The 23808-nt window shown below is 73.8% G+C and carries 27 protein-coding genes, 1 tRNA gene and 3 pseudogenes; 7 read left to right on the forward strand and 24 right to left on the reverse strand.

What is annotated here, in order from left to right; all coding sequences use genetic code 11:
* Nucleotides 1-118: 118 nt before the first annotated feature.
* The 4 genes and pseudogenes from AC5RWQ_RS08260 to AC5RWQ_RS08275 all read right to left on the reverse strand — a co-directional run.
* Nucleotides 119-394: pseudogene (locus tag AC5RWQ_RS08260) on the reverse strand (VOC family protein); the annotation flags it as partial.
* An 18-nt stretch (nucleotides 395-412) separates the two neighbouring features.
* The gene (locus AC5RWQ_RS08265) at nucleotides 413-811 is read right to left on the reverse strand and encodes a VOC family protein (RefSeq protein WP_494282141.1); all 399 of its coding nucleotides are present in this window, start codon (nucleotides 809-811) and stop codon (nucleotides 413-415) included.
* A gap of 1058 nt (nucleotides 812-1869) precedes the next feature.
* A pseudogene (locus AC5RWQ_RS08270) lies at nucleotides 1870-2304 on the reverse strand (glycoside hydrolase family 15 protein); the annotation flags it as partial.
* A gap of 14 nt (nucleotides 2305-2318) precedes the next feature.
* Nucleotides 2319-2633 (reverse strand): annotated as a pseudogene (locus tag AC5RWQ_RS08275) (trehalase-like domain-containing protein); the annotation flags it as partial.
* 347 nt (nucleotides 2634-2980) lie between these two features.
* Between AC5RWQ_RS08275 and AC5RWQ_RS08280 the strand changes: the two are divergent.
* Nucleotides 2981-3370: a tyrosine-type recombinase/integrase gene (locus tag AC5RWQ_RS08280; RefSeq protein WP_494282142.1), complete on the forward strand. Its 390-nt coding sequence runs from the start codon at nucleotides 2981-2983 to the stop codon at nucleotides 3368-3370.
* Here the strand turns inward: AC5RWQ_RS08280 and AC5RWQ_RS08285 are convergent.
* The 7 genes from AC5RWQ_RS08285 to AC5RWQ_RS08315 form a co-directional block, all read right to left on the reverse strand.
* Nucleotides 3361-3837: a DUF4279 domain-containing protein gene (locus AC5RWQ_RS08285; protein ID WP_494282143.1), complete on the reverse strand. Its 477-nt coding sequence runs from the start codon at nucleotides 3835-3837 to the stop codon at nucleotides 3361-3363. The genes AC5RWQ_RS08280 and AC5RWQ_RS08285 overlap by 10 nt on opposite strands.
* 141 nt (nucleotides 3838-3978) lie before the next feature.
* A tRNA-Ala gene (locus AC5RWQ_RS08290) sits at nucleotides 3979-4052 on the reverse strand.
* Between the two features lie 198 nt (nucleotides 4053-4250).
* Nucleotides 4251-5048 carry a divisome protein SepX/GlpR gene (gene sepX, locus AC5RWQ_RS08295; protein ID WP_494282144.1) on the reverse strand — a complete coding sequence of 266 codons (798 nt, stop codon included), beginning with the start codon at nucleotides 5046-5048 and terminating at the stop codon, nucleotides 4251-4253.
* 177 nt (nucleotides 5049-5225) lie between these two features.
* Nucleotides 5226-5870 carry a GNAT family N-acetyltransferase gene (locus tag AC5RWQ_RS08300; RefSeq protein ID WP_334484846.1) on the reverse strand — a complete coding sequence of 215 codons (645 nt, stop codon included), beginning with the start codon at nucleotides 5868-5870 and terminating at the stop codon, nucleotides 5226-5228.
* Nucleotides 5867-7162, reverse strand: a complete 1296-nt coding sequence (locus AC5RWQ_RS08305; protein ID WP_334484844.1) for a molybdopterin molybdotransferase MoeA — start codon at nucleotides 7160-7162, stop codon at nucleotides 5867-5869. Before AC5RWQ_RS08305 ends, AC5RWQ_RS08300 begins: the two co-directional genes overlap by 4 nt.
* On the reverse strand, nucleotides 7159-8112 hold the full coding sequence (locus tag AC5RWQ_RS08310; protein ID WP_494282145.1) for a UTP--glucose-1-phosphate uridylyltransferase: 954 nt from the start codon (nucleotides 8110-8112) through the stop codon (nucleotides 7159-7161). Before AC5RWQ_RS08310 ends, AC5RWQ_RS08305 begins: the two co-directional genes overlap by 4 nt.
* 9 nt (nucleotides 8113-8121) lie before the next feature.
* Nucleotides 8122-10305: a diguanylate cyclase gene (locus AC5RWQ_RS08315; protein WP_494282146.1), complete on the reverse strand. Its 2184-nt coding sequence runs from the start codon at nucleotides 10303-10305 to the stop codon at nucleotides 8122-8124.
* A gap of 84 nt (nucleotides 10306-10389) precedes the next feature.
* Here AC5RWQ_RS08315 and AC5RWQ_RS08320 point away from each other — a divergent pair, with 84 nt between their 5' ends.
* The 3 genes from AC5RWQ_RS08320 to AC5RWQ_RS08330 all read left to right on the forward strand — a co-directional run bounded on the left by AC5RWQ_RS08320 (nucleotide 10390) and on the right by AC5RWQ_RS08330 (nucleotide 12459).
* On the forward strand, nucleotides 10390-11055 hold the full coding sequence (locus tag AC5RWQ_RS08320) for a 5-formyltetrahydrofolate cyclo-ligase (protein ID WP_494282147.1): 666 nt from the start codon (nucleotides 10390-10392) through the stop codon (nucleotides 11053-11055).
* A 40-nt stretch (nucleotides 11056-11095) separates the two neighbouring features.
* Nucleotides 11096-11464 carry an FmdB family zinc ribbon protein gene (locus tag AC5RWQ_RS08325; RefSeq protein ID WP_494282148.1) on the forward strand — a complete coding sequence of 123 codons (369 nt, stop codon included), beginning with the start codon at nucleotides 11096-11098 and terminating at the stop codon, nucleotides 11462-11464.
* A 248-nt stretch (nucleotides 11465-11712) separates the two neighbouring features.
* The gene (locus tag AC5RWQ_RS08330; RefSeq protein ID WP_494282149.1) at nucleotides 11713-12459 is read left to right on the forward strand and encodes a hypothetical protein; all 747 of its coding nucleotides are present in this window, start codon (nucleotides 11713-11715) and stop codon (nucleotides 12457-12459) included.
* 34 nt (nucleotides 12460-12493) lie between these two features.
* Here AC5RWQ_RS08330 and AC5RWQ_RS08335 read toward each other — a convergent pair whose 3' ends face one another.
* Nucleotides 12494-12676, reverse strand: a complete 183-nt coding sequence (locus AC5RWQ_RS08335; protein ID WP_494282150.1) for a hypothetical protein — start codon at nucleotides 12674-12676, stop codon at nucleotides 12494-12496.
* A 130-nt stretch (nucleotides 12677-12806) separates the two neighbouring features.
* On the opposite strand from AC5RWQ_RS08335, the gene AC5RWQ_RS08340 reads away from it, so the two are divergent.
* Nucleotides 12807-13280 (forward strand): hypothetical protein, encoded by a 474-nt coding sequence (locus AC5RWQ_RS08340; protein WP_494282151.1) that lies wholly within the window; start codon nucleotides 12807-12809, stop codon nucleotides 13278-13280.
* Between the two features lie 25 nt (nucleotides 13281-13305).
* Here AC5RWQ_RS08340 and AC5RWQ_RS08345 read toward each other — a convergent pair whose 3' ends face one another.
* Nucleotides 13306-13788, reverse strand: coding sequence for a DUF2231 domain-containing protein (locus AC5RWQ_RS08345; RefSeq protein WP_494282382.1), 483 nt, complete (start codon nucleotides 13786-13788; stop codon nucleotides 13306-13308).
* A gap of 189 nt (nucleotides 13789-13977) precedes the next feature.
* Between AC5RWQ_RS08345 and AC5RWQ_RS08350 the strand changes: the two genes are divergently transcribed.
* Both AC5RWQ_RS08350 and AC5RWQ_RS08355 read left to right on the forward strand, forming a co-directional pair.
* Nucleotides 13978-14406, forward strand: a complete 429-nt coding sequence (locus tag AC5RWQ_RS08350) for a Fur family transcriptional regulator (RefSeq protein WP_334484828.1) — start codon at nucleotides 13978-13980, stop codon at nucleotides 14404-14406.
* A gap of 96 nt (nucleotides 14407-14502) precedes the next feature.
* The gene (locus tag AC5RWQ_RS08355) at nucleotides 14503-15360 is read left to right on the forward strand and encodes an oxygenase MpaB family protein (protein WP_494282152.1); all 858 of its coding nucleotides are present in this window, start codon (nucleotides 14503-14505) and stop codon (nucleotides 15358-15360) included.
* A 15-nt stretch (nucleotides 15361-15375) separates the two neighbouring features.
* Here the strand turns inward: AC5RWQ_RS08355 and AC5RWQ_RS08360 are convergent, their stop codons facing one another.
* From AC5RWQ_RS08360 to AC5RWQ_RS08410, 11 genes are all read right to left on the reverse strand, one after another.
* Nucleotides 15376-16305, reverse strand: a complete 930-nt coding sequence (locus AC5RWQ_RS08360) for a RecB family exonuclease (protein ID WP_494282153.1) — start codon at nucleotides 16303-16305, stop codon at nucleotides 15376-15378.
* Between the two features lie 26 nt (nucleotides 16306-16331).
* Nucleotides 16332-16946: a MarC family protein gene (locus AC5RWQ_RS08365; protein WP_494282154.1), complete on the reverse strand. Its 615-nt coding sequence runs from the start codon at nucleotides 16944-16946 to the stop codon at nucleotides 16332-16334.
* 40 nt (nucleotides 16947-16986) lie between these two features.
* Entirely contained in the window at nucleotides 16987-17847 is an 861-nt protein-coding gene (locus tag AC5RWQ_RS08370; protein ID WP_494282155.1) for a PHP domain-containing protein, read from the reverse strand.
* A gap of 45 nt (nucleotides 17848-17892) precedes the next feature.
* Nucleotides 17893-19119, reverse strand: a complete 1227-nt coding sequence (locus tag AC5RWQ_RS08375) for a hypothetical protein (RefSeq protein WP_494282156.1) — start codon at nucleotides 19117-19119, stop codon at nucleotides 17893-17895.
* Nucleotides 19116-19907 carry a SigE family RNA polymerase sigma factor gene (locus tag AC5RWQ_RS08380; RefSeq protein WP_494282157.1) on the reverse strand — a complete coding sequence of 264 codons (792 nt, stop codon included), beginning with the start codon at nucleotides 19905-19907 and terminating at the stop codon, nucleotides 19116-19118. The genes AC5RWQ_RS08375 and AC5RWQ_RS08380 overlap by 4 nt, the downstream gene beginning before the upstream one ends.
* Before the next feature lie 76 nt (nucleotides 19908-19983).
* Nucleotides 19984-20856 carry a PH domain-containing protein gene (locus AC5RWQ_RS08385; RefSeq protein WP_334488467.1) on the reverse strand — a complete coding sequence of 291 codons (873 nt, stop codon included), beginning with the start codon at nucleotides 20854-20856 and terminating at the stop codon, nucleotides 19984-19986.
* Nucleotides 20857-20862: 6 nt separating this feature from the next.
* Entirely contained in the window at nucleotides 20863-21021 is a 159-nt protein-coding gene (locus AC5RWQ_RS08390) for a hypothetical protein (protein ID WP_334488470.1), read from the reverse strand.
* Between the two features lie 124 nt (nucleotides 21022-21145).
* A complete protein-coding gene (locus AC5RWQ_RS08395; protein WP_494282158.1) occupies nucleotides 21146-21841 on the reverse strand; it encodes a DUF6758 family protein in 696 nt (231 codons plus the stop codon).
* A 74-nt stretch (nucleotides 21842-21915) separates the two neighbouring features.
* The gene (locus tag AC5RWQ_RS08400) at nucleotides 21916-22539 is read right to left on the reverse strand and encodes a TrmH family RNA methyltransferase (protein ID WP_494282159.1); all 624 of its coding nucleotides are present in this window, start codon (nucleotides 22537-22539) and stop codon (nucleotides 21916-21918) included.
* 61 nt (nucleotides 22540-22600) lie between these two features.
* Complete coding sequence (locus AC5RWQ_RS08405) at nucleotides 22601-23116, reverse strand: hypothetical protein (RefSeq protein WP_494282160.1); 516 nt, start codon at nucleotides 23114-23116, stop codon at nucleotides 22601-22603.
* Nucleotides 23117-23215: 99 nt separating this feature from the next.
* Complete coding sequence (locus tag AC5RWQ_RS08410) at nucleotides 23216-23731, reverse strand: MaoC family dehydratase (protein WP_334488479.1); 516 nt, start codon at nucleotides 23729-23731, stop codon at nucleotides 23216-23218.
* Between the last annotated feature and the right edge of the window lie 77 nt (nucleotides 23732-23808).

Below are 23808 nucleotides of genomic sequence, written 5' to 3' on the forward strand. Positions count from 1 at the left end.
ACCGCAGGGCGGACAGGGGCGGTTGCGCGTTCCCGCAATCGCCTTGACGGCGACCGGACCGTCGGCCCCGGCGTCGCTGCCGGAGGTGCGTGAGTTCGCCGTGGTCGTGGCGCTCTGGTCAGTTTCCTCTCACGCAGAACTCGTTGCCGTCGGGATCGGCCAGCACGACGGCGCCGTCCTCACCGACCTCGAGCCGAGTGGCTCCGAGAGAGACCAGCCGGTCGACCTCCGCGTGCTGGTCGCCACCGGCCGGGGCGAGGTCGAAGCGCTGCCGGTTCCGCACCTTTTTCGGGGCCACGGGCGGGCCTCCCCAGGCGACCTTTGTGCCGCCGTGCGGTGACTGGATCGCGGTCTCCTGGTCCTGGTCCCACACCAGCGGCCAACCCAGCGCCTCGCTCCAGAAGAGGCCAACCTACCGGCGGCCGTCGCAGGCGAGTTCCCCGAGCAAGCCGCACCCGGCGAGGAAGGCGTTGCCCGGCTCGATCACGCAGAACTCGTTGCCCTCGGGGTCGGCCAGGACGACATGCCCCTCCTCGGGGCGCTGCCCGACGTCGAGGTGACCGGCGCCGAGCCCCAGCGCCGTAGCCACCGTGTGCTGCTGGTCGGCGCGGCTGGCGCTGGTCAGGTGAAGGTGCATGCGGTTCGGCCCCACCTTCTCCGCGCGGCTCGGAACGAACCGCAGGCTGAGCTGTGCGTCGCCGCCGGGCAGGAGCGCACCACCGGCGTCCTCGACGACCTCCCGGCCGAGCAAGCCGGCCCAGAACTCTGCCAGGCGAGCCGCGTCGTGCGCATCGAACGTCACCGTCAGCATTCGCGAAAGCATCACTGCACAGTAGGCACGGGCCAGCATGACAACAAGGCGCGAGCCGGGCCGGACGTATCGCGAGTGGCGCAGGGCGGGCGTTGACAGTCGCGCGCCAGATCTCCGCTGAACAGCCGATCACAGGATCGCGGCCGTCCCGGCGAGCGCTGTTCAGGTACGCCTGCCGCACCGGACGCTCCATGCGGAAGATCTCATTGGCGGGTACGACAGGGAGATCGAATCGCGAAGGGGCTGCCGTGCAGGATCGAAAAAGGCCGTCTCCCACCACGGGAAACGGCCTTTGAACTGGGTGGAGTTGAGGGGATTCGAACCTCTGACCCCCTCGATGCGAACTGGCGGCGAGGTGGTGTGATCGGGCGTCGTCCGAGGTCATACGGCCTGCTCAGGCTCGTCTCGGTGTGGTGTGGCTGGCACGGTTGCTGTACTTCGCTGCTGTACTGCTGTCGTAAATTCGCTGGCCTCGCGGGTCCATCCGAGGAACCGGTGATGCAACGCGCCAGCCGGAACCCAGTGAAGATCCTCGGCAGCTTGGACGAGGTAGGAGCCGAGGTAGAGCGCGGAATAGCTGACCTGGTACGCGCGTCGGCGGGCGCTGGCTCACGCGCCGATGTGACCGCCCCAGCAGCCGGCCTGACGACTCGCTTACGAGGCGCTTTCGGCGAAGGTCGTAGCGTCCGTTGACGTCCACGGGGGTTCGGCTCCGAGGCGACACCCGTCCACACTCGTCCGGCCTCGGCCGCCACCGTTGATGTCAACGACTGATGTCAGGTCGCCGCTGCTGCCGGCTCCCTGCCCGCTGAGGAGTGACCCCCGTCGGGGGGAGCCTGGTCCTGGTCGTCGAACACTGTCGATGGGTGTCGTCCTGTCTGCCTGCGCACCGGCTGCCTTGCCGCTTCTTATGGCCTTCACCCGTCGCGTTGTAACGCGTTCGCTGACGTTCTGCTGACTGCGGGCAGCCTTGATGAGGCTCGGCCTGTGGGTGGTCGCCTCGGTGCGCGAACCGTCCTTCCAGTTCGACCCCCGGCGGGTTATCGCTCTCGTTTCGCTCAGGGGCGGGCGTCGAGTAGTTGGTCGAGGTTCACGGCGGCGCTGATCAGTGAGAGGTGGCTGAATGCTTGCGGGAAGTTGCCGGTCTGCTCGCCGGTGGGGGCTATCTCCTCCGAGTAGAGGCCGAGGGGGCTGCTGTAGGTGAGCATCTTCTCGAAGGTCAGCCTCGCGTCGTCGAGCCGCCCAGACTGCGCGAGGGCCCGGACGTACCAGAAGGTGCACATGGTGAAGGTGCTCTCCTGGCCGGGCAGGCCGTCGGGTGAGGCGTTCGGGTCGTACCGGTAGACGAGGCTGTCGGAGACCAGTTTCGCGTCCATGGCCCGCAGCGTTGACAGCCACATCGGATCCGTTGGCGACACGACTCCGAGGTAGGGCATGGCGAGCAGTGACGCGTCCAGGACGTCGGACGCATAGTGCTGCGTGAAGGCACCGGCGCCGGGGTGGAAGGGCGGTGGCGGTCGGTGACGTGATCTCCCGCGACGGGCATGAAATCCACCAGCTCAGCCACGCCGTCCGCGCTGAGAAAGCGGGTGATCAGAATCGGCGTGCCGGGCAGGTACAACTGCTTACTCGTGTAGTCGACGCCCTCGGGTGAGACCTGGAAGTACCCACCCTTGTGCCGATCGAGCAGGCCACCGAACACGCTCGGCGAGTCGAAGCGTGGGGCGCAGAACCAGTCCACCGTCCCGTCCATCGCCACCAGCGCCGCGGTCTGCAGGTCACCGATCAAGCCATGGGACTCCACGGCAGGGTACGAATCCACCAGCCCTCCCGCCCTTAATCACACCGAATGAGGGCGGATACCCCTAAACGGGCGAGACACACCCCGTGGCTCGTAACTTCGCGCACGTAACGGCCTGACCGGTACCGGCGGGAAAGCGCAGATGACCCCCGTCGGGGGAGCCTGGTCGCGGTCACCAACCAGTGTCGGCGGAGGTCGTCCCGTGTGCTCATGCACTGGCGACGTTGTCGATCCCTTCCGGCCGTCATCAACGCGTAGCGAAGCGTTTGCTGCCCCTGCCCGCCATCTGCGCCACGGCCCTGCGCGCTCGCCGCGACGACCAGGAGAGACACCGTGCCCACGCAGGACGGGCCTGGCAGGACAACGGCATGGTCGTCACCACCCGGCTCGGCACACCGGTCGAGCCGAGGAACTTCCACCGCGAGTTCAAGACCCGCTGTCGGAAGGCCGGCGTACGGCAGATCTCCGTTCACACCACCCGACGGACCTGCGCCTCCCTGCTGGTGGCGCTCGACGTGCACCCCCGGGTGACCATGCAGATCCTCCGGCACAGCCAGATCGCGGTGACCATGAACATCTACAGCGAGGCCAGCGCGGAGGCGACCGAGACAGCACTTCAAGCGCCTCGGCGAGCAGTTCCTCTGAGCTGCCGTACTCCACCGCCGGCAAACCGGCCGTGTTCGGACTCGGCTGAGGGACCGACACAGAAGCCAGCCGGACCGGATCCTTCGGTCGACCGGAACCATCCTTACCCGTAGGCGTACTCGTCCACGTCCAGCTCTGCTCGCGTCAGTCGGAGAAACTCCAGCACCCGAACATCGAGATGCCAGCCCAGCAACTGGTGCTGGCCGGGGAGCTTCTGCAAGCCTTCGAATGGGCTGGTCTGGTCTTCCTCCTCGCCATCCGGATGCTCGAACACGCGGACGACTTGCAGAACACTCGCGCTCGGCCCGCCATCAGGGTCTTCCATCTCGACGGCAAGTTCACCAATGCGTCCCGCGTGCTCGAACAGCCGATCAACGATCCGGGCGATCTGGTCGTCCACGGTCAACCCAGGCTCGCGACATGCCACCTTCCACCGGTGCCTGGCAGGCCTCGCGGGGTCGGCATTGCGACTGCCGCGAACGACGATCTCGTCCGGCTCGGTGCCGAGCCTCGCGGTGATCTCGGCGGCCGGCACCCGAGACGAAGTCAGCGCGAAGTACGCGTACTGGGAGACGATCACCGCCGGACCCTACCCAGGCAGGCACCGGCGGCGGAACAGTCCTGTTGTCCGTACGCGTGAGTGGTTGCTTGCTGTACTCCGCTGCTGTACAAGATCGAAAAAGGCCGTCTCCCTCAGCGGGGAAACGGCCTTTGAACTGGGTGGAGTTGAGGGGATTCGAACCCCTGACCCCCTCGATGCGAACGAGGTGCGCTACCGGACTGCGCCACAACCCCTCCGCCGGCGGACCGGCTTCGGTCCCACCCGGCTTTCACCGGGCGGGCCGACGACAAGGCTAACAGACGCCCCTCACCCGAGCGAACCGGCCCACCGGCCCACCCCTTCCCCGCCGATCTTGCAGTTGCCGCCCGGACGAACGGGACGAAGGCCCACAACGGGGGCCGGCAACTGCAAGATCGGCGGAGCCTGAGCGGTCAGGCGGTGTGGGGGCCGCCGCCGGACTGATACGGGCGTCCACGCAGCCCGCCCGTCCGCCGGTAGGAGACCGAGCCGCCCCCGCTGGCCGCCGCGGGCAGGTCGGCCGGGCGGTCCAGACCCATCGCGGAGCGGCGTACCGCCTCGCGCTGGGCCGCCAGGCGACGCTGCGCCTCCCGGCGGGCCGCCGCCCGACGGGCCTGCTCCCGCCGCACCTCGGCCTGCCGGGCGGCCAGCCAGGCCGCCTCCCGGGCCTGGATCCGCCGCCGCCGGCGGTCCTTCACGGCCATCCCCCGCAGGTGTACGACGTACGCCACGAGCAGGGTGGCGGTGACCGAGAAGCCGATCCAGAAGCCCGGGCTGACCACGACCACGCCGACCAGCTCGACGAAGTTGAGCAGCAGCAGCGCGGCGAGCACCCGACGCCGCCGGTAGACCGCCGGGGTGTGGTGCCGGCGGGGCGGCGGCCGGCGGCGCGCCCTGCCCGGGGCCGACGGCACGGCGCGCAGCCGACCGGAGCGGCGCACCGGCGCGGGCGGCGCGGAGACCGGAGCGCTCAGGCCGCCCGTCGTCGCATTTTCGCTGAGGGTGACGACGAGGGCGCGGGACGGGTTGACCGGCCGCCGACCGGGGACAGTACGAGCCCGCCGGCGGCGCTGGAGCACCCGCGCCGTCGACTGCGCCCGCTCCGCCACCAGCCGCTCGGTGGCGTCGTACCGGCGGACCAGCGCCGGGGCGAGGGCGAGCAGGCCGGCGGCGGCGAGGACGGCGAGGAGCACCGAGGTCGGCACCCTCACCCCTCCCGTCACCGAATTCGGGGCAACCGCCGATCGGCCGCAGGATCTTCACCGGATGGTCCTCGACGGCGCAGATCGTACGGGCGGGCAGCGCTTGCCACAGCTTGCAGTCACTTGAGGTTACGGGCCACCGACCAGGATGATGACGCGCCGCGCCGATCCCGCCCGTGGGACGGCTCACCCGCCGGTACGGCGCACCCGGTGCCAGCGGGCCAGCAGGCCACCCTCGGCGGCCACTTCCTCGCTGGTCATCGCGTATCCGATGTGGTCGCGCCAGGCACCGTCGATGTGCATGTAGCGCACGTGGTACGCCTCCTCGCGGAAGCCCAGCTTCTCCACGACCCTCCGGGAGGGACGGTTCTCCGGCCGGATGTTGACCTCCACCCGGTGCAGTCCACCCGGGCCGAACGCATGGTCCACGGCGAGCGCCATGGCGGTGGGGATCACCCCGCGGCCGGCGACGCGGGAGTCCACCCAGTACCCGACGTACCCGGAGCAGAACGCCCGCCGGACGATGCTGCCGACGTTGATGTGCCCGACCAGCCGCTCCCGGCCGTCCTCGCGCAGGCACACCGCGAACGGCATCCCCTCACCGGTACGCGCCGAGCGGCGCTGGTCCCGCTGCACGTAGCGGAACGCGGCCGGCGAGTTCGTCTCGTCCCAGCTGCCCGGCAGGTGTGACTCCCAGGGCGCCAGCCAGGCCTGGTTGGCGCGCCGGATCTCCGACCAGGCCGCGGCGTCGGAGCGCCGGTACGGCCGCAGCACCACCGGCCCGTCGGCCAACGTCACCGGCCAGCCTGGATTCCGGCCGAACAGACTCACCGGCGCCGGTCCAGCAGGAGGACGTCCACCGTGGACCCGGCCGCCGCGGCGGTGACCCGCTCGCCGAGGACCATCAGACCGTTCGCCTCGGCCAGCCCGGAGAGGGTGAACGGCCCGCCCGGCAGCGGCTGGACGGTGTAGCCGCCGCCGCGCCGCTCCGCCACGTGCGCGGGCCGGAACTCGCGCAGCCCGGCCGGCGACGAGATGGTCTCCAGCAGGTGCGCCCGGACGCTGGGCCGGAACACCGGCTCCGCGCCGGCGAGCAGTTGGATCGCCGGCCGGGCCAGCACCTCGAAGCCGATCAGCGCCGCGCCGGGCTCCCCGGGAAGACACACCACCGGCACCTCCTCGGCGCCGACCGTACCGAACCCGAGCGAGGTGCCGGGATAGAGCGCCACGTCGGTGAAGGTGACCGGGCCGGCCCGGCCCCCCTCCCGCCGCGACAGGATCCGGCGCACCATGTCCCCCGGCCCGGTGCCGGTGCCGCCGGTCGTCACGATCAGGTCGGCGCGCAGCGTCTGGTCCTCCAGCAGGCCGCGCAGCGCCTCCGGGTCGTCGTCGCAGATGCCCACCCGGTAGGCCAGCGCGCCCACCTCGGCCGCCGCGGCGGTCAGCGCGTGCGAGTTCGCGTCCACCACCTGGCCCGGCTGGCTGCCCCGGCCCACGTCCACGAGTTCGTCGCCGGTCGCCACGATGACCACCCGGGGGCTGGGGCGGACCACCACATGGCCGAGGCCGGTGGCGGCGAAGACGGCCACCAGCGCCGGCGAGACGTACGTGCCGGCCCGGGCCAGCAGGGTCCCGGCCGGCAGCTCCTCACCGGCCCGGCGGACCCCGTACCCCCGCTTGGGGGTGCGGAAGATCTCCACGGCGGCCATGCCCTGGTCGGTCCACTCCACCGGGACCACGACGTCCGCGGCCACCGGCAGCGGCGCGCCGGCGGCCACCGAGAAGCACGATCCCGGGGTGAGCCGGACCGGTCGCCAGCTGGCCGCGCCGAGGTCCCCGACCACGTTCAACCGCACGGTCCGGCCCGGGCCCCCCGAGGAGGGGACCGGGCCGTAGCCGACGAGGTCCTCCCAGCGCGCGGCGTACCCGTCCACCGCCGCCTGGTCGAAGGCGGGGAACGAGTGCGGCGCGACGACGTCCTCGGCGAGGACGTTGCCGTACGCCTGGGTGAGGTCGAGGTCGAGCGGAGGCAGCGCGCGTAACCTGCGCAGCACGCTGCCCAGGTAGTCGGCGAGCGGCGTCAACTCGTTCGCGGCCGCCTCGGCGTCGGCCGTAGCGGTCATGTACCGGAGCCGCCCGCCGCGTCGGAGTTGACGAACTCGGTCAGCCACTTGCGGAACTCGCCGCCCAGGTCCTCCCGCTCGGCGGCGATCTGCACCACCGTCTGGAGGTAGCCCAGCGGCATGCCGGTGTCGTAGCGGGTGCCCCGGTAGACGATCGCGTGCACCGGCACTCCCTCGGTGCGCAGCAGCTCCATCGCGTCGGTCAGCTGGATCTCGCCGCCGCTGCCCGGCTCCGTCCGCCGGATCGCGTCGAAGATCCGCCCCGGCAGCACGTACCGGCCGAGGACGGCCAGGTTGCTGGGGGCGTCCTCCGGCTTCGGCTTCTCCACCATGCCGGTCACCTTGACGACCTCGCCGATGTCGGCCAGCTCCGACTCGGCCGGCTCGACCGAGGCGATGCCGTACCGGCTGGTCTCGGCCGGGTCGACCTCGAAGAACGCCAGCACCACACCGCCGGTGCGGGCCTGCAGCTCCAGCATGGCCGGCAGCAGCGGCTCGGACGGCTTGACGAACTCGTCGCCGAGCAGCACCGCGAACGGCTGGTCGCCGACGTGCGACTCGGCGTACCCGACGGCGTGGCCGAGGCCGAGCTGCTCGGGCTGCCGGCAGGTATAGATCTCGGCCAGGTCCTCGGTGCGCTTGACGGCGGCCAGCAGCTCCGGCTTCTTCGCGAGCCGCTCCTCCAGGTCGGGCCGGCGGTCGAAGTGGTCCACCATGGCCGTCTTGCCCCGCCCGGTGATCAGCAGGACGTCGCCGAGGCCGGCCTGGACCGCCTCCTCGACGATGTACTGCAGCACCGGCCGGTCGACCACCGGCAGCAGTTCCTTGGGCACCGCCTTGGTGGCCGGCAGGAACCGGGTGGCCAGCCCAGCGGCCGGGATGACGGCCTTGACCGCGCGGGTACGGCCGGTCGCGGCGGCCGTTGAGGGGTTCGCTGAGTGCTCCGACATGCCGCGAGACTATCGGCCACGGCTCTGCCGCGGCGGGTGAGGACCGGAAGACGCGCCGCCCGGCTGCGTCACACCGGCGGTGTTGGTGGCGTGCCGGCTCGCGGTCCGCTCGACCGCCGGGCCCGCGCGCGGGAGCCCGTCGTCCGGGCTGGCCGCCCCCGCCGGCACCGTGATCTCCTGCTCCACCGGCGTGGCCCGCGCCCCGGTCACCCGGTAGCCGTCCCGGCCGGCGGCCTTCGCGGCGTAGAGCGCATCGTCGGCGGCGTCCAGCACCTCCTGCCCGGAGTTGGCGTGATCGGGATAGACGGCGATGCCGATCGAGACGGTCACCGGGACCGGCACCCGCACGCCGTGCCCGTCCACCGTGATCGGGGTGTCCCGGACGGCCGCCCCGAGCCGCTCGGCGACGATCGCCGCGCCCCGCGCGTCGGTCTCCGGCAGCAGCACCACGAACTCCTCGCCGCCCTGCCGGAAGGCGAGGTCCACCTCGCGGATCTCCCCGCGCACCCGGCGGGCGAACTCGGCGAGCACCGCGTCACCGGCCGCGTGCCCGTACGTGTCGTTGACGGTCTTGAAGCGGTCCAGGTCGAGGGCGAGGATGCTGAGCATCCGGCCGAACCGGTTCGCCCGCTCCACCTCGCGGCGCAGCGACTCGCGCAGGTAGCGGTAGTTCCACAGCCCGGTCAGCGGGTCGGTCAGCGACAGCCGCTGGGCCTCCTCGTGCACCCGGACGTTCTCCACCGCCACCGCCGCGTGCCCGGCGAAGGTGCGCAGGGTGACCAGGTCGTCGTCGTCGAACTCCTCGGCGCCGAGCCGGTCGTAGAGGGCCAGCACCCCGACCGTCGGATCCCGGCCGGTCGGTTCGCCGCCGGCCGGACCGCCGGGCGCGGTGAAGGGCACCGCGATGTACGACTCGCAGCGCGGCTCCCCGTCGGGCGGGTCGGTCGGCTCGGCCCGTCCGCTCCGGACCTCCCCGGTGGCCGCCACCGCCCCGACCACCCCGACGCCGACCGGCACCCGCAGCGCGTCCGCCCCGGCGGGGTACCGCCCGTCCAGCCCCTCGGCGCACTGCTCCACCAGCATCCCGGCCGGGTCGAGCAACAGCACCGCGCCGGCCCGGGCCCCGGTCGCCCCGATAGCGCTGTGCAGGATCACCCGCAGGATGCGTTGCAGGTCGTGGGTGCTGGCCAGGGTGTCACCGAGCACCGCCAGGTGCCCGCGCAGCTGGTCCCGGCTGCTGGTCAGCGCCGCCACGTAGCTCGCGGTCTCCCGGGTCATCCCGTTGAACGCGGCGGCCAGCCGGCCGATCTCGTCGCGGCTGCGCACCGGTACCCGGGCGGTCAGGTCGCCCCGGGCCACCCGGTCCACCGCCGCGGCCAGCTCGACCAGCGGTCGGGTGGTGACCCGGGCCAGCCGCCAGGCGGTCAGCACGGCCAGCACGGCGGCCAGCAGCACCGCGCCGAGCAGCACGGCGGGCAGGCCGGGCGGCCGCTCGCCGGGGACGGAGAGGACCAAGGGCAGCGGCTGCCCGGACGTCGGGTCGAGCCGCCGGACGTACCGGCCGTCGCGGGTCTCTGTGACCCGGTCTCCGTCGGCCGTGCCGGCGGCGGCGAGCACCGCCTCGCGTACCTGGTGGGACTCGGTGGTGTGGGTGACCCGGCCCGGCGGGGCACCGGCGTCGAGCAGGGTGACCGCGACGCCGGTGGCGGCGGCCAGCCGGGCCACGAAGGCCGGGTCCACGACCTGCGCGGCGGCCACCGTGCCGAGCGCCGCGCCGGCCGGGTCGCGCAGCTCGACCCGGGCGCCGATCGCCCGTACCGGCCCCTCGGCCACGCCGCCGTCCGCGCAGTCGAGCCAGGGGGTCGGGGGCGCCCCCGGGGTGACGTACGTCGGGGTGCCGTTCACGTCGGTGACCAGCACGGCGGCGGCGAGGCCGCGGCCGACCACCTGGCCGGCCGCCACGATCCGGGCGGCGGCGTCGGTGCGCAGCGCGACCGCGTCGGCGACGGCTCGCAGCTGCTGGCAGAGCGCGTCGACGGAGGTCCGCACGGCGGAGGCGGCCAGGCCGAGGCGCTCGGTGGAGCGGCTCCGGTCGACCGCCGCCAGCGTGGTCCCGGCGAAGACCGCGCCGAGCAGCACCGGGCCGAGCACCACCGCGAGGAAGGCTGCCGTCAACCGCCCGCGTAGCGTCAACGCTGCCCCCCGGAGCTTCCAGGCCCTTTGCTGCGATGCTGACACAGAGCGACCGCTATACAAGCGTTGCGTCAGGAGTGTTGCGTGCCGGATTTTTCTGATGACGCGGAAGTGACCCATGCGGCGAAGCGCGAGGCGCGGATCGCGCTGCTCGCCCGCCGTCGGGCGCTGACCGGCCCGCAGCGGGCCGCCGCCGCGGCGTCCGTCCAGGCCGGGCTGGCCGAGCTGGTACGCCGGCTGCGCCCGCGCAAGATGACGGCGTACGTGCCGGTCGGGTCCGAACCGGGCGGCCCGGAGCTGCCCGACGTGCTCCTCGCCGCGCTGCCCGCCGGGGCGGAGCTGCTCCTGCCGGTCCTCGTCGACGACCTGGACCTGGACTGGGCCCGGTACGCCGGTCCCCGCTCACTGGTGGCCGCCGGTCGGGGGCTGCGCGAGCCGGACGGGCCTCGGCTCGGGCCGGCAGCGGTGGCCGGGGCGGACCTGGTGGTGGTGCCGGCGCTGGCGGTGGACCGGCGCGGGGCACGGCTGGGCCGGGGCGGCGGCTCGTACGACCGCGCGCTGGCCCGGGTGCCCGCGGCGACCCTGACCGTGGCGCTGCTGCACGACGGCGAGCTGGTCGAGACGCTGCCCGCCGAGCCGCACGATCGTCCGGTACGCGCGGTGTTCGCCCCGGCGAGCGGCCTGCGTACCCTCGGGGACGCGCCGGCTGTCGATCCCCCCACGTCCGCTGGACGAACCCGGGTGCGATGACGCACCATTGGCACTCGAATACGTCGAGTGCCAACCGGCCGTGCCAGATCCGGAGGAGAACGTGCCCACCTACCAGTACGCCTGCACCGCGTGCGGCCACCAGCTCGAGGCGGTGCAGTCCTTCTCTGACGAGCCGCTGACCGAGTGCCCCGCGTGCGAGGGGCGGCTGCGCAAGGTCTTCAACTCGGTCGGCGTCGTGTTCAAGGGCTCCGGCTTCTACCGGACCGACTCCCGCTCCTCGGGTAGCGAGAGCAAGGGCGCCGGAGCCGCCAAGCCGGCCGCCAAGTCGGAGGGCTCGTCCTCCGGCGGCGACTCGTCGTCGAGCACGTCGTCCGGCACGTCGACCAACGGCGGCGGCTCGGCCAAGGCCCCGGCCGCTAGCTCGTCGGGCAGCTCCTCCGCCTCCTGATCCCGCACTTCCGACGCCCCTGCCGCCCCCGGGCCGCAGGGGCGTTCGGCGTACCCGGCCACCGTCGGGCATAGCCGATCGGCGCGGCCGACGGGCGTTGTCCACAGGCCCGAGAGTTGTCCACAGGCTGGGTACGACGTCCTCCACGCCGTCCCGCCGCCCACCTAGCCTGCTGAACCGGGTGCCCGTCCAGCGGCGCCCGGCGCGGACCGCGCCTCGGACGACGAACCGCACTCGGAGGTGGTGTCATGGCGGCAGGTGACCCGGACGGCCGTCGCGCCCTGCGGCCGGTGCGGTGGCCGCGCCGGCCGGGCGGCGGGACGCTGCTGCGGGCGGGGCTGGTGGCGGCGCTGCTCGGGCTCGCGGTGATCGTCCTGGACCATCCGACCGGTTGCGCCGGCCCAGTCCCCGGACCCGCGCAGGACCGGCTGGCGAGCGCCGACGACCGGCGGCCGGACGGGACCGGGCCGGCGAGCGCACACGGCACATCGGCTGGCAGCGGGTCGCCAGGCGGCAGCGGCCCGGCAGGCGATGGTGGGCCGATGGGCGGAGGTGGCCCGCCGGGCGGCAGCGGGCCGGTGGACGGAGACGGCCGGGCGGTCGGAAGCGGCGCGACCGGCGACGGTGGGCCGGCGGGGCCGGACGTGTCGCCCGGCGAGGCTGCCGGGGCGCGCGGGAGCGTGCCGGCGGGTGCCGGCCGGCCGGGGGCGCTGGCGCTGCCGGGCGGGGCGGTGGGCGTACCGGTGCGGTTGGCCGAGCCGGCGGCGCTCGCGGTGCTCCGGCCGGGCGCCCGGGTCGACCTGCTGGTCATGCCGGGCGGGCAGGCGACCACCGATGCCATCCTGCTCGCAGCGGGGGCGCTGGTGCTCGACGTGGTGAGCGGGGACGCCACCGACGGGACGTCGGCCCTCTACCTGGCCCTCCGGCCCGACCAGGCACGTCGCACGATCGGCCAGCCGGAGGGGAGTCGCTTCGCCGTCGTGGTGCGCGGCTGAGCCGCGGTGGCGCGGACCGGCACTGCGCGTGCGGTCAGCCCCAGTGCGGGGGACGCTCGGCGAGCAGCCAGTCGTCGTTGCCGCCGCCGCGCTCGCCCCAGCCGTGATCGGTGTCGTCGACCGTCTGCTCGGGCAGTACCACGAAGTCTTCGCTGAGGTCGACGGCGCGGTCGTCGTCGCCGCGTACGCCCTGCGGGCCCGGGTTCTCGGTGCTCACGAGCGGCAAGACTATCCCAACCGGCGGTCGTCACGCCGGCAGCGCTCCGGCCCGCGGCCGTACCACTCCCACCCCGGGGGCCGCCGCGTCGACCGGTCCGGCGCCCCGGGCGTTGGTAGCGTCGGACGTCGTGACGACGCCCAGCGGTAACCCCCCGGAGGACGACTACTGGCGACGGCCGCCCGAGAACGTGCCACCGAGCGCCCCGAGCACCAAACCGACGACCGGCGACGTTCGGTCCGACGTACCGACGACCGGCGGCCCGGCCGGAGGCGGACCGCCGGTCGCGCCGACGTCGCCGTCGCCGTGGGCGGCGCCGACCGGGGTGGCACCGGCTCCCCCACCCGCCCCGACGGGGCCGAGCGCAGCGCCACCGGCGGGCGGCGGCTACGCCGGACCGCCGCCGACCACCCCGCCGCCACCCGGCTGGCGACCCCCGGTACACCTGCACCCGACCGCGCCACGCGCCCTGCCGCCGCAGGACATGGAGGCGATGGACGTCGCGGAGCAACGGGCCCAGCGGCTCACCTGGAGCGTCGGCGCGGTCGCCGGGGTGGTGCTGCTGGTCCTGCTCTGCCTGCTCTGCTCCCGGGCGATCTTCTGAGCAGGGCGGATGCGAGAGGCCGGGCTCAGAGGGTGTTGCCCCAGACCGACTCGGCGCCACTGTCGCCGGTGAGGTACGCGTAGACCAGCGCGAGGACCGCCAGCACCACGACCAGCGCGGTGAGCGCCCAGGTGACCGAGGCGGGCAACTGCGGGGTGCGGATCCGACCGCTGGTCAGCGCCAGCAGCACGAGCGCCGCCACCGCGAGCCCGACGGTGAACCAGAGCAGGTTCTCGCCGTACTCGGAATGTTCGTGGATCTTGGCGAGCAGCTCGGGCGGGTAGCCCTTGGCCTCCAGGGCCTCCTGGAACGCCTCGCCGGACTCGGTGGCCACCCAGGCCAGGATCGGGGTCACCACCGCGAGGACCGCCACGGCCCAGTCGAGCCGGGGCCGCCAGCGCGGCATCAGCCCGTACGCGGCGGCCAGCAGCGCCAGCAGCGGAACGAACACCACGACGGCGTGGACCACCAGGACGTGGCCCGGCAGGCCGTTGATTTCCTTGAACACCGACACCTCCGACAGTGGATGCGGTTCCGCGGCAAGCAGCGTACGACGATCCACTTGTCGCGGCACGCCGCCGATCGGGTACACGCGGTGCTGAGGGGGACGGTTCACCGAGGTCGTGCGAGCTGTGTCCGGGGCCACCTGCCGTCGGGGTCGGTTGTCGGCCCGCCGACCCCGTGCTGTCATTGCCTCGTGTCCAGTGGCGAGGAACTGCTCCGGTCGCGGGGCCTTCGGGTGACCCGGCCGCGCCTCGCCGTGCTGGACGTCCTGGCCGGCGGGGGCCACCTGGAGGTCGACGAGATCACCCGCCGGGTCCGGGAACGCCTCGACTCGGTCTCCACCCAAGCCGTGTACGACGTCCTCGGCGCGCTCTCCCGGGCCGACCTAGCCCGCCGGATCGAGCCGGCGGGCAGTCCCGCGAGGTACGAGGCGCGTGCCGGCGACAACCACCACCACGTGGTGTGCCGGGGCTGCGGCGAGATCGCCGACATCGACTGCGCGGTCGGCGGCGCCCCCTGCCTGGACCCGAACATCGCCCACGGCTTCGAGGTCGACGAGGCGGAAGTGACCTTCTGGGGCCTCTGCCCCACCTGCCAGGCCCGCCGCACCGCCGAGGTCTGAGCCCGCCGCACCACCGAAATCTGAGCCCGCCGCACCGCTGCGGTCCGAGCCGCCGTCCCTGGGCCGATCCCCCGGCCGGCGTGGCACTCTTGGTCGGTGGACTCCGACGATCTCGGCCTCTTCGGTCCCGGCTCGGTCACCTGGAAGGTGCACGACGAGCCGGTCCTGATCGTCGCCGGCCTGCGCTCCCTCTACCTCCAGGCGCTGCACCCCCGGGCGATGGCCGGCGTGGCACAGAACAGCAACTACAAGTCCGACGCCTGGGGTCGGCTGGTCCGGACCGCCACCTACGTCGGCACGGTCATCTACGGCACCACCGCGGAGGCCGAGGCGGCGGGCCGCCGGCTGCGCGGCCTGCACTCGCGGATGCGCGCCATCGACCCGTCCACCGGCGAGCAGTTCCGCATCGACGAACCGGAGCTGCTGCGCTGGGTGCACGTCACCGAGGTGGAGTCGTTCGTCAGCACCGCCCGCCGGGCCGGGTTGTCGCTGACCGACGCCGAGGTCGACGGCTACTACGCCGAGCAGCGGCGGGCCGCCGCCCTGGTCGGTCTCGACCCGGCCGAGGTGCCGGGCAGCGCCGCCGAGGTGGCCGACTACTACCGGGCAGTCCGCCCGGAGCTGCGGATGACGAAGGAGGCGGCCGAGACCGCGCTGTTCCTGACCGCCCCGCCGATCCCGTGGAAGCTCAGCCGGCCGGCCCGGCTGGGCCTGTCCCTGGGGCCGCCCCGCTGGGCGTACCTCGGCATCGCCGGCACCGCGCTCGGGCTGCTGCCGCCCTGGGCCCTGCGGCTCTACGGCGGCCTGGGCCTGCCGACCACCGCGCTCTCGGCGGACCTCAGCGTCCGCGCGCTGCGACTGGCCCTGGCCGCGCTGCCCCGCCAGTGGCGGGAGGGGCCGTTGCAGCAGGCCGCGAAGGAACGCGCCACCCGGCTCACCTCCACCGCCGCCTGAGCCGCGGCGCCCGGCTCACTCCGCCGGCGTGGCCGGCCGCTCCATCGCCGCCCACGGGTCCCGCCCCTGGATCTGCGCGCCGGTCGGGCAGCCGCGCCGGTAGTCGCACCAGCCGCAGCGGGTCCCCGCCACCGCGGGGAACGTTTCGTCCGGGTCGGCGCCGTCGGCGACGGCCCGCTCGGCGGCCATGATGTCCCGGGCGGTCTCTTCGGCCCGGGACAGCTGACGGGCCAGCGACTGCTCGGTGTGGTCATGCGCGGCGACCGTCCCGGTGGGCAGGTGGTGCAGCTCCACCCGGCGGCACGGCCGGCGGAACGTCCGCTCGGCGGCGTACGCGTAGAGCGCCAGCGCCTGCGAGCCGCGCGCGTCGTCGCCGTCCAGCCCGGCGCGGCCGGTCTTGTAGTCGACGATGACCAGCTCGGGGCCGGCCGGGCCGGGGCGGGAGTCGATCCGGTCGGTGCGGCCGTTGAAGGCCAGCACCGCCGTCTTGACCGCGACCACCCGCTCCACGCCCAGCGGGTCGGCGTCCGGCTCCAGCGTCGCGACGTAGGCCTCCAGCCAGCCCAGCGCCCGCCGGTACGCCGCACGCTCCTGCTCGTCGTCGCGGTAGCCCTCGCGGACCCAGGTGCCCTTGAGCAGCCCGGCGAGCGCTTCCGGTCGGCGCCGGTCCGCGGGGAGCGCGTACCAGTTCTTCAGCGCGGTGTGCACGCTCGCGCCGAGCGAGTTGTGCGCCCACGGTGGCCCCTTGGGCGGGGCGGGACGGTCGACGTAGGAGTAGCGGTAGCGGCGCGGGCAGTCCTCGTAGGCGCCGAGCTTGCTGGGGGTGCAGACGAAGAGCCGCTCCGGCATCCCGTCGAAGCCGAGCTGCTCGGGTTGGCCGGAACGGGGTCGGGGCGCACCCACGGGTCGTCGCACGGACCCGATCCTGCCATCCCGGTACGACATCCCCGCCACCTGTGCACCGGCGGGCGTCAGGCCATGTTCACGTACTGGGTGACGAAGGCGGCCACCGCGTCGGCGATGAGCTGGACCGCGATCGCGGCCAGCAGCAGGCCGGCGATCCGGGTGAGCACCTCGATCCCGCCCGGTCGGAGGATCTTCACGATGCCGCCGGAGAAGCGCAGCACGATCCAGACGGCCACCATCACCGCCACGATCGCCGCGGCGATGGCCGAGAAGTCGTTGAACCCGTCCGCCTGCTGGACGAAGAGCATGGTGGCCACGATGGCGCCGGGACCGGCCAGCAGCGGGGTGCCCAGCGGCACCAGGGCGATGTTGGAGGTGGCCTGCTGGCTCGGGTCGTCGGCCTTGCCGGTCAGCAGCTCCAGCGCGACCAGCACCAGCAGCAGGCCGCCGGCGGCCTGGAGCGCGGGCAGGTCGACGTGCAGGTAGTCGAGGAGCGTCTGGCCGGCCACCGCGAAGATCACGATCACCCCGAGCGCCAACGCGACCGCCTGCCAGGCGGCCCGGTTGCGATCCCGGGCGGCCAGGGGTCCGGTCAGGGCAAGGAAGATGGGCATCATGCCCGGCGGGTCGACGATCACCAGCAGGGTCACGAAGACCTCACCAAAGAGCTTGAGATCCACCGGCTAACCGTAGTCGCGCCGCTGAGAGCGGAAACGCGGATCAGCCGGAAGCGACCTCGGTCACCCCGGAGGCCGCCGCGACGATCCGCTCGTACGCCTCGGGGGCGGTGGTGTGGGCGCCCAGCCGGACGGTCTTGTGGGTGCCGTGGAAGTCCGACGACCCGGTGACCAGCAGGCCCAGCTCGGCGGCGAGCGCGCGGACGTGGGCCGCCTCGGCCGGCGAGTGGTCCTCGTGGTCGGCCTCCAGCCCGGCCAGCCCGGCGGCGGCCAGCTCGACGATCAGCTCGTCCGGCACGATCCGTCCCCGCCGAGTCGCCCGCGGATGGGCGAAGACCGGTACGCCGCCGGCCGCGCGGACCAGCGCGACGGCCCGGAAGACGTCGATGTCCTCCTTGGGCAGCCGGTACCGCTCACCCAGCCAGTCCGGGGCGAACGCCTCGGTGGTGCTGTCCACCAGGCCGGCCCGGATCAGCGCCGCGGCGATGTGCGGGCGGCCGACCGTCCCGCCGCCGGCCGCGGTGATGATCTGCGTCCAGCTGATGTCGATCCCGTCGGCCTGGAGCAGCCGGACGATCCGCTCCCCGCGCACCTCCCGGGCGGCCCGTACCCGCTCCAGCTCGGCGACGAGGTCCGGGTGCGCCGGGTCGAAGAGGTACGCGAGCAGGTGCAGCGGCACCGCCGGCTCCACCCCGTGCCAGCGGCAGGAGAGCTCGGCGCCCCGGACCAGCGACAGGCCGGGTGGCAGCGCCGCCACGGCGGCGTCCCAGCCGGCGGTGGTGTCGTGGTCGGTGATCGCCACGACGTCCAGCCCGGCCTCGGCGGCGGCGCGCGCCAGCTCGGCCGGGCTGAGCGTGCCGTCGCTGGCCGTGGAGTGGGCGTGCAGGTCGATCCGCGTGGTCATCGCCCGACGCTACCGGGCCGGCCGGCAGCGCGCCGGAGCGTCCGGTCAGGAGTCGCCGGTGACCAGCACCGGGCGGGCGTCCGGCCCGCCGCCGACCAGCGTCGTGCTGGCACGCTCCCCGGCCAGCACCAGATCGGGGCGGAGCTGGGCCAGCGCGCCCGAGCGGTCGACGTACGCGGCGCTCTGCGCGCCGGTCCACGCCACCGCACCGCTGATCACCGGCCCCGCCGGCCAGGCGACCGGTGTCACCCCGGCCAGGTCGACCAGGAGGGCGCCGTCCGATGACGCGATCCGGCCGTTGGCGAGCAACCAGCGCCCGTCGGCGGAGACGCCGCCCCGCCCGTCGCCGGCCAGCGCCGGGCCGCAGCGGACAGCGACCGGGGTGAGGTCGGCGGAGAGCAGCGCCGGGCAGGACCGGCCGGCGGAGCGGATCAGGCCGACGAGCCGACCGTCGGGGCGTTCCCCGTAGACGTCGAGGACGTCGGGATGGTTGGTACCCGGGGTGTTGCCCGGGCCCGGCCGCCACAGCGCGTAGCCCCCGGCGGCGGGACGGACCAGCACCCAGTCGCCGACGAACCGGGTCGGCACCACGCCCGCCGGGTCGTTCGCCTGGACCGTGGCGATGAGCTGGCCGGCGACGATGCCGGCGGCGAGGAGCCGGCCACCGTCGCGCCAGGCCACCTGCCGGCCGTCCGGGGCGACGGCGATCTCCTCCGCGCCGGCCAGGAGCGCCCGTGGCGCACCGCCGGTCGGCAGGAACCAGAGGGTACGGCCCGCCGTGGTCGTCGCGCTCACCACCAGCCAGCCGGTGTGGTCAGGCAGCCGCTGCGCCCGTTCCGCCGGGCCGACGCCCAGCTCGTAGCTCTTCCCCTCGCTGACCAGGACCGTGCCGTTGATCAGGTCCACCGTGCCGCCGGCCGGCCGGGCCGGCGGGACGGGGGCGACCGGCCACCCGGAGGTGTCGGTGTCGCGCGGGTCGCCCAGCACCACGGTGGGGGTGTCGGGGCGGCCGGCCTGGCCGCCGAGTTGGGCGGTGCCGGCGGTGATCATGGCCGTGGCGACCCCGGCCAGGGCCAGGCCGGCGACCGTGGTGCGGCGCCGCGCCCGCCGGGCCCGCCGGATGGCCTGGCCGGCCGGGTCGAACGCCGGGGGCGGGGGTACGGCGACCCGGCGGGAGAGCGTCTCCCGCAGCGCCCGCTCCAGGTCGTCCTGCGTCACAGCAAGTGGACGCTCGGGACCCTCGGTCCGGTTGTCCGGCGTGGTGGAGTTCATCGGGTCTCCGCCGGGACGGCCGTGGTCGGGGCCGGGACGGGCGGTCGGGGACGGTTCGCGGGCGCGGCGGGGCGGCGGGCGGGCACGGCCGGGGCGACGGCGGCCGGGACACGCGGTCCGTCGACGGCGGACGCGGGCCGGGCACCCGTCGCGCCGCCCGAAGCGGGCCGGGCACCGGTGGTGGTGGCCGGCGCGGACCGGGCCCCGGTGGCCGTGGTCGTGGCGGCTCGTCGGCCGGCGCTCGTCGTGGGCCGGGACGGGGTGGCCGCCGGCTCCGCGGGCAGGTCGAGCAGCGCCTGCCCGCCCAGCCGCTTGCGCAGCGTGGCGAGGGCGCGGGAGGTCTGGCTCTTCACGGTGCCGGGCGAGATCTCCAGCAGCGCGGCGGTCTGGGCCTCCGACATGTCCTCGTAGAAGCGGAGCACCAGCACCGCCCGCTGCCGCGCCGGCAACGCCGTCAGATGGCGCCAGAGCGCGTCCCGGTCGAGCTGCTGCTCGATCTCGTCGACCCCGGCCCGCTCGGGCAGCACCTCGGTCGGCCGTTCACCGTTCCAGCGCCGCCGCCACCAACTGGTCGACGTGTTGACCATGACCCGCCGGGCGTACGGCTCGATCGCCTCGATCCCGCCGAGCCGCTTCCACGCCAGGTACGTCTTGGTCAGCGCGGTCTGGAGCAGGTCCTCCGCGGTGGCCCAGTCCCCGGCGAGCAGGTACGCGGTGCGGAGCAGCGCAGCGGAACGCGCCGCGACGAACTCGCGGAACTCCTCCTCCAGCGGATCCCGATCGGCCACCGCTCACCTCCACCCCGTCCTCGCAGGGTGCCACGGCAAATGGTGCGCTGTTCATCCGATGAACGGACGAAAACCTTCACGCCCCGTCGTCGGCCTTGGCCTCGTCGGCTTCCTTGCCCAGCCGCGCCTCGACCGCCTGCGGCTCGTACATCTCCTCGACGACGCGCAGGTAGAGCTCGTTCGGGTTGGGCAGATTCTTGATCTCGCGCAACGCCTGCTCCTGACCGGCGGACTCCAGCACGAAGGTGCCGTAGTTGAGCGCGCGGCCGGTCGGGGACTGCTCGTACTTCATGTCGGTGACCCGGACCAGCGGCATCATGGCCACCCGCCGGGTGATGATGCCGTTGACCACCATGACCCGTTTGTTGGTCAGGATGAAGCGGTCGTACCACCAGTCGGCGACCCGCCAGGCGACCCAGCCCATGATCGCGAACCAGAGCAGCACCGCGATCGTGGTGAGCGCGCCGACGTCCTGCCCGGCGAGGAAGCCGGAGAGGTAGCCGAGCACGAAGGTCGCCCCGATGCCGATCAGGATCGGGGTGGTCAGGTGGATCCAGTGCCGCTTCCACTCGCCCCGGTAGCGCTCGGTGGGGAAGAGGTAGCGGGCGACGAGCGAGCTGGGCTCGTCCTCCAGCGGCAGCACCCGTCGCGGCGCCATGCCCTGGGCGTCGGCCCGCAGCCCGGCCAGCTCGTCCTCGGAGATGACCGGCTGCTGGTAGCCCGCCTCGGGGTCACGCACCCAGGCCCGACCGGAACGGCCCTCACCGGCGTAGCCCGGCCCGTCCCCGTAGCCGGCACCGTCCGACAGGGACGGCCCGTCGGAGAGGCCCGCGCCGGAGCCGAAGCCTGGCCCTTCGTCCCGGTATCTCGGGATGGGCTCGGTGTCGCGCTCCCGGCGCTCCCGGTCGGGATCGTCGGGGTCGAAGGGGGGACCGGAGGGGCTGCCCATGGGCGGCTAGGCGACGAGGCTCGTGAAGAAGTCGCCGAAGCCCTGGGCGATGTCCATGATGCCGCCACCGAGCGACTTGAAGACGTCCGCAGCGGAGTTTGGCCGGTACGCAACGAAGAAGATCAAGAACGCGATGCCGGCCCAGGTGAGGACCTTCTTAGCCATGGCGGGCCATCCTCTCGCGCGGCGCCGGGTCCGAATACCGCAGCAGCACCCAGAGTATCAGTATGGTGTCGTACAGTGAATATCTGCGTCTGCGCCCGTTCCCCGACAAGCCCGGGAGGGTTTCTCACGCCCTTCCGTGCAGGTACGGGGACGGTGCGCCGTACACGAGCTCGGGCGGAGTCCACTCGGTGAGGTCGTGCAGGACGACATCTTCCGCGAGGAGGTGACCCGCGCTCGCCGGCCAGGCTATCGCATGGAGCCACATTCCCCGAGCCTCGCCGGCGTACGCGCTTCGATCCGTCGCGGAATTCACCAACCACAGTGGAGTCGGATGCCCGCCCACCCGGATCCGCGCCGGCTCCACGTGCTCCGGCTGCCCGACCGCGGGCGCGGTCAACGCCTCGGCCAACTCGGGTCCCGGGTCCGGCCCGGACACCCCGGCGAAGCGGGCGCCCAGCCCCACCCCCGGCTCCTCGGCGATCAGAACCAGGTCGGCCGGCCCACCCCCGAGCGGCGCCGGCCCGGCGCAGGCCACCGCGGTGGCCCGCACCCCGGCGGCCTCGTCACCGGCCCAGGCCACCCCGGTGACCGTCCACCCCGGAGGCAGCGGCCAGGGGCACCACACCGGCAGGGGCGGCCGCTCCGTCGGCGCGGCGGCCGCGACCCGCTCGACCACGCTCGCCACGATGTCGGCGTCGACGTGCTCGGGCACGTGCAGCGGCGCGACCGGGCCGCACCGCACGCATCGCGACTCGGCGTGCATCAGGTCCGGCAGCCGAACGGGACCGGCACACCTCGGACAACTCACCACGACACTCACATCCCCACCGTGGACCCGTGCCGACCAACCGTCAAGCGGAGCGGCCGTTTCCCCCGCGCACGATGGGTACGGGCTCAGCCCGGCGGCGGCCCGGCGTATGCCCTGATCCAGGCGTGCATGGCGATCCCGCTGGCCACCCCGGCGTTGATCGAGCGGGTCGAGCCGTACTGGGCGATCGAGATGAGCTGGTCGCAGGCCGCCCGGGCAGGGTCGGAGAGGCCCGGCCCCTCCTGGCCGAAGAGCAGCACGCACCGCCGGGGCAGGGTGCTGGTCTCCAGCGGCCGGGAGCCGGGCAGGTTGTCGATGCCGACCACCGGCAGCTCCCGCTCCGCCGCCCAGCCGACGAACTCCTCGATCGTCGGGTGGTGCCGGACGTGCTGGTACCGGTCGGTGACCATGGCGCCCCGGCGGTTCCACCGGCGCTGGCCGACGATGTGCACCTCGGCGGCGAGGAAGGCGTTCGCGTTGCGGACGACCGTGCCGATGTTGAAGTCGTGCTGCCAGTTCTCGATCGCCACGTGGAAGTCGTGCCGGCGGGTGTCCAGGTCGGCGACGACGGCCTCCCGTCGCCAGTACCGGTAGCGGTCGACCACGTTGCGCCGGTCGCCGGCGGCGAGCAGCTCGGGGTCGTAGCGCGGGTCGTCCGGCGGGTCGCCGGGCCATGGGCCGACACCCACGTCGAGCTGGTCCTCGGTCACGGTCACAAGAGGGTACGGCCCGAGCGGCCCCGCGCCGCCCCGACCCCCGGCCGCGGCCCGCTCACCGCAGCTCCAACGCTCCGCCCAGCCGGTCCAGGAACCGCTGGTCGGCGGGGGCGGGCGACAGGCTCACCGACACCGATCCGGCGCTCGGTCCGGCCCGGCACACCCGGGCCGCCACCGACTGCACCCACTGCCGGTACGCGGCGGAGTCCGCCGGGTCGGCGCGGCGGCGCAGCACCCGGGTCGCGGCCCGGCAGGCGGCCAGCAGGTCGACCAGGTCGGCCAGCTGCTCGACCGACGGCGAGGTCCCGTCGTGCCGGGCGTAGATCGCGGCCACCACGGCCCGGACCAGATCACTGTCGAAGGCCCGGCCGGCGGCCACCGCGTCGAGGCCGGCGAGGCCGGCGCCGACGTCCCGGGACGGTCGGCCCGGCGCCGGGGAGACGGCGGCCACCAGCACCCGGCCGGGCAGGGTGGTGAGTAGATCCCACTCGGCGGCGGAGTAGACGGCGGTGGTCAGCGGTGCGGCACGGCGTCCGGCAGAGGGCGGCTCTCCGGCGAGGGAGTGGCTCATGGGAACCTCCGGCGTCAGCATATGACGCGGAACGCGGAAAGGGCCCCGTCCCACCGATACCCGGCGGGGCGGGGCCCTACGTCGTACGCGTGCTCCCGGTCAGCGTGGCTCGGGGAAGCTCGGCCGCTCCGGGTCGACGCCGTCGGGCACGGCCGCGGCGGCGTACTCCCGCTTGGGGACCATGACCTTGCGGCGGAAGACGCAGACCAGCGTGCCGTCCTGGTTGTAGCCGCGGGTCTCCACCGCGACGACACCCCGGTCGGGCTTCGAGCCGGACTCGCGCTTGTCCAGCACCGTGGTCTCGCCGTAGATGGTGTCGCCGTGGAACGTCGGGGCGACGTGCCGCAGCGACTCGATCTCCAGGTTGGCGATCGCCTTGCCGCTGACGTCCGGCACCGACATGCCGAGGAGCAGCGAGTAGATGTAGTTGCCGACCACCACGTTGCGCTTGAACTGGCTCGACGTCTCGGCGTAGTGCGCGTCCATGTGCAGCGGGTGGTGGTTCATGGTGAGCAGGCAGAAGAGGTGGTCGTCGTACTCGGTGACCGTTTTGCCGGGCCAGTGCCGGTAGACGGCGCCGACCTCGAACTCCTCGTAGTAGCGGCCGAACTGCATCCTTGGTCCCCTTCGACGGGCGGCGATGGAGTTCGGCACAGCATGCCTTACCGCTTGTTAAGTCGACGGCCGGGGCG

The sequence above is a fragment of the Micromonospora sp. BS32 genome, assembly GCF_059089345.1.

Bases quoted from the DNA above. Each gene is read 5' to 3' on its own strand.
- AC5RWQ_RS08410 (WP_334488479.1), bottom strand. From the start codon at position 23,731: ATGCAGTTCGGCCGCTACTACGAGGAGTTCGAGGTCGGCGCCGTCTAC.
- AC5RWQ_RS08305 (WP_334484844.1), bottom strand. From the start codon at position 7,162: ATGACCGCTACGGCCGACGCCGAGGCGGCCGCGAACGAGTTGACGCCG.
- AC5RWQ_RS08360 (WP_494282153.1), bottom strand. From the start codon at position 16,305: ATGTCGTACCGGGATGGCAGGATCGGGTCCGTGCGACGACCCGTGGGT.
- AC5RWQ_RS08265 (WP_494282141.1), bottom strand. From the start codon at position 811: ATGCTGACGGTGACGTTCGATGCGCACGACGCGGCTCGCCTGGCAGAG.
- AC5RWQ_RS08370 (WP_494282155.1), bottom strand. From the start codon at position 17,847: ATGACCACGCGGATCGACCTGCACGCCCACTCCACGGCCAGCGACGGC.
- AC5RWQ_RS08405 (WP_494282160.1), bottom strand. From the start codon at position 23,116: ATGAGCCACTCCCTCGCCGGAGAGCCGCCCTCTGCCGGACGCCGTGCC.
- AC5RWQ_RS08330 (WP_494282149.1), top strand. From the start codon at position 11,713: ATGGCGGCAGGTGACCCGGACGGCCGTCGCGCCCTGCGGCCGGTGCGG.
- AC5RWQ_RS08385 (WP_334488467.1), bottom strand. From the start codon at position 20,856: ATGGGCAGCCCCTCCGGTCCCCCCTTCGACCCCGACGATCCCGACCGG.
- AC5RWQ_RS08310 (WP_494282145.1), bottom strand. From the start codon at position 8,112: ATGTCGGAGCACTCAGCGAACCCCTCAACGGCCGCCGCGACCGGCCGT.
- AC5RWQ_RS08280 (WP_494282142.1), top strand. From the start codon at position 2,981: ATGGTCGTCACCACCCGGCTCGGCACACCGGTCGAGCCGAGGAACTTC.
- AC5RWQ_RS08390 (WP_334488470.1), bottom strand. From the start codon at position 21,021: ATGGCTAAGAAGGTCCTCACCTGGGCCGGCATCGCGTTCTTGATCTTC.
- AC5RWQ_RS08375 (WP_494282156.1), bottom strand. From the start codon at position 19,119: ATGAACTCCACCACGCCGGACAACCGGACCGAGGGTCCCGAGCGTCCA.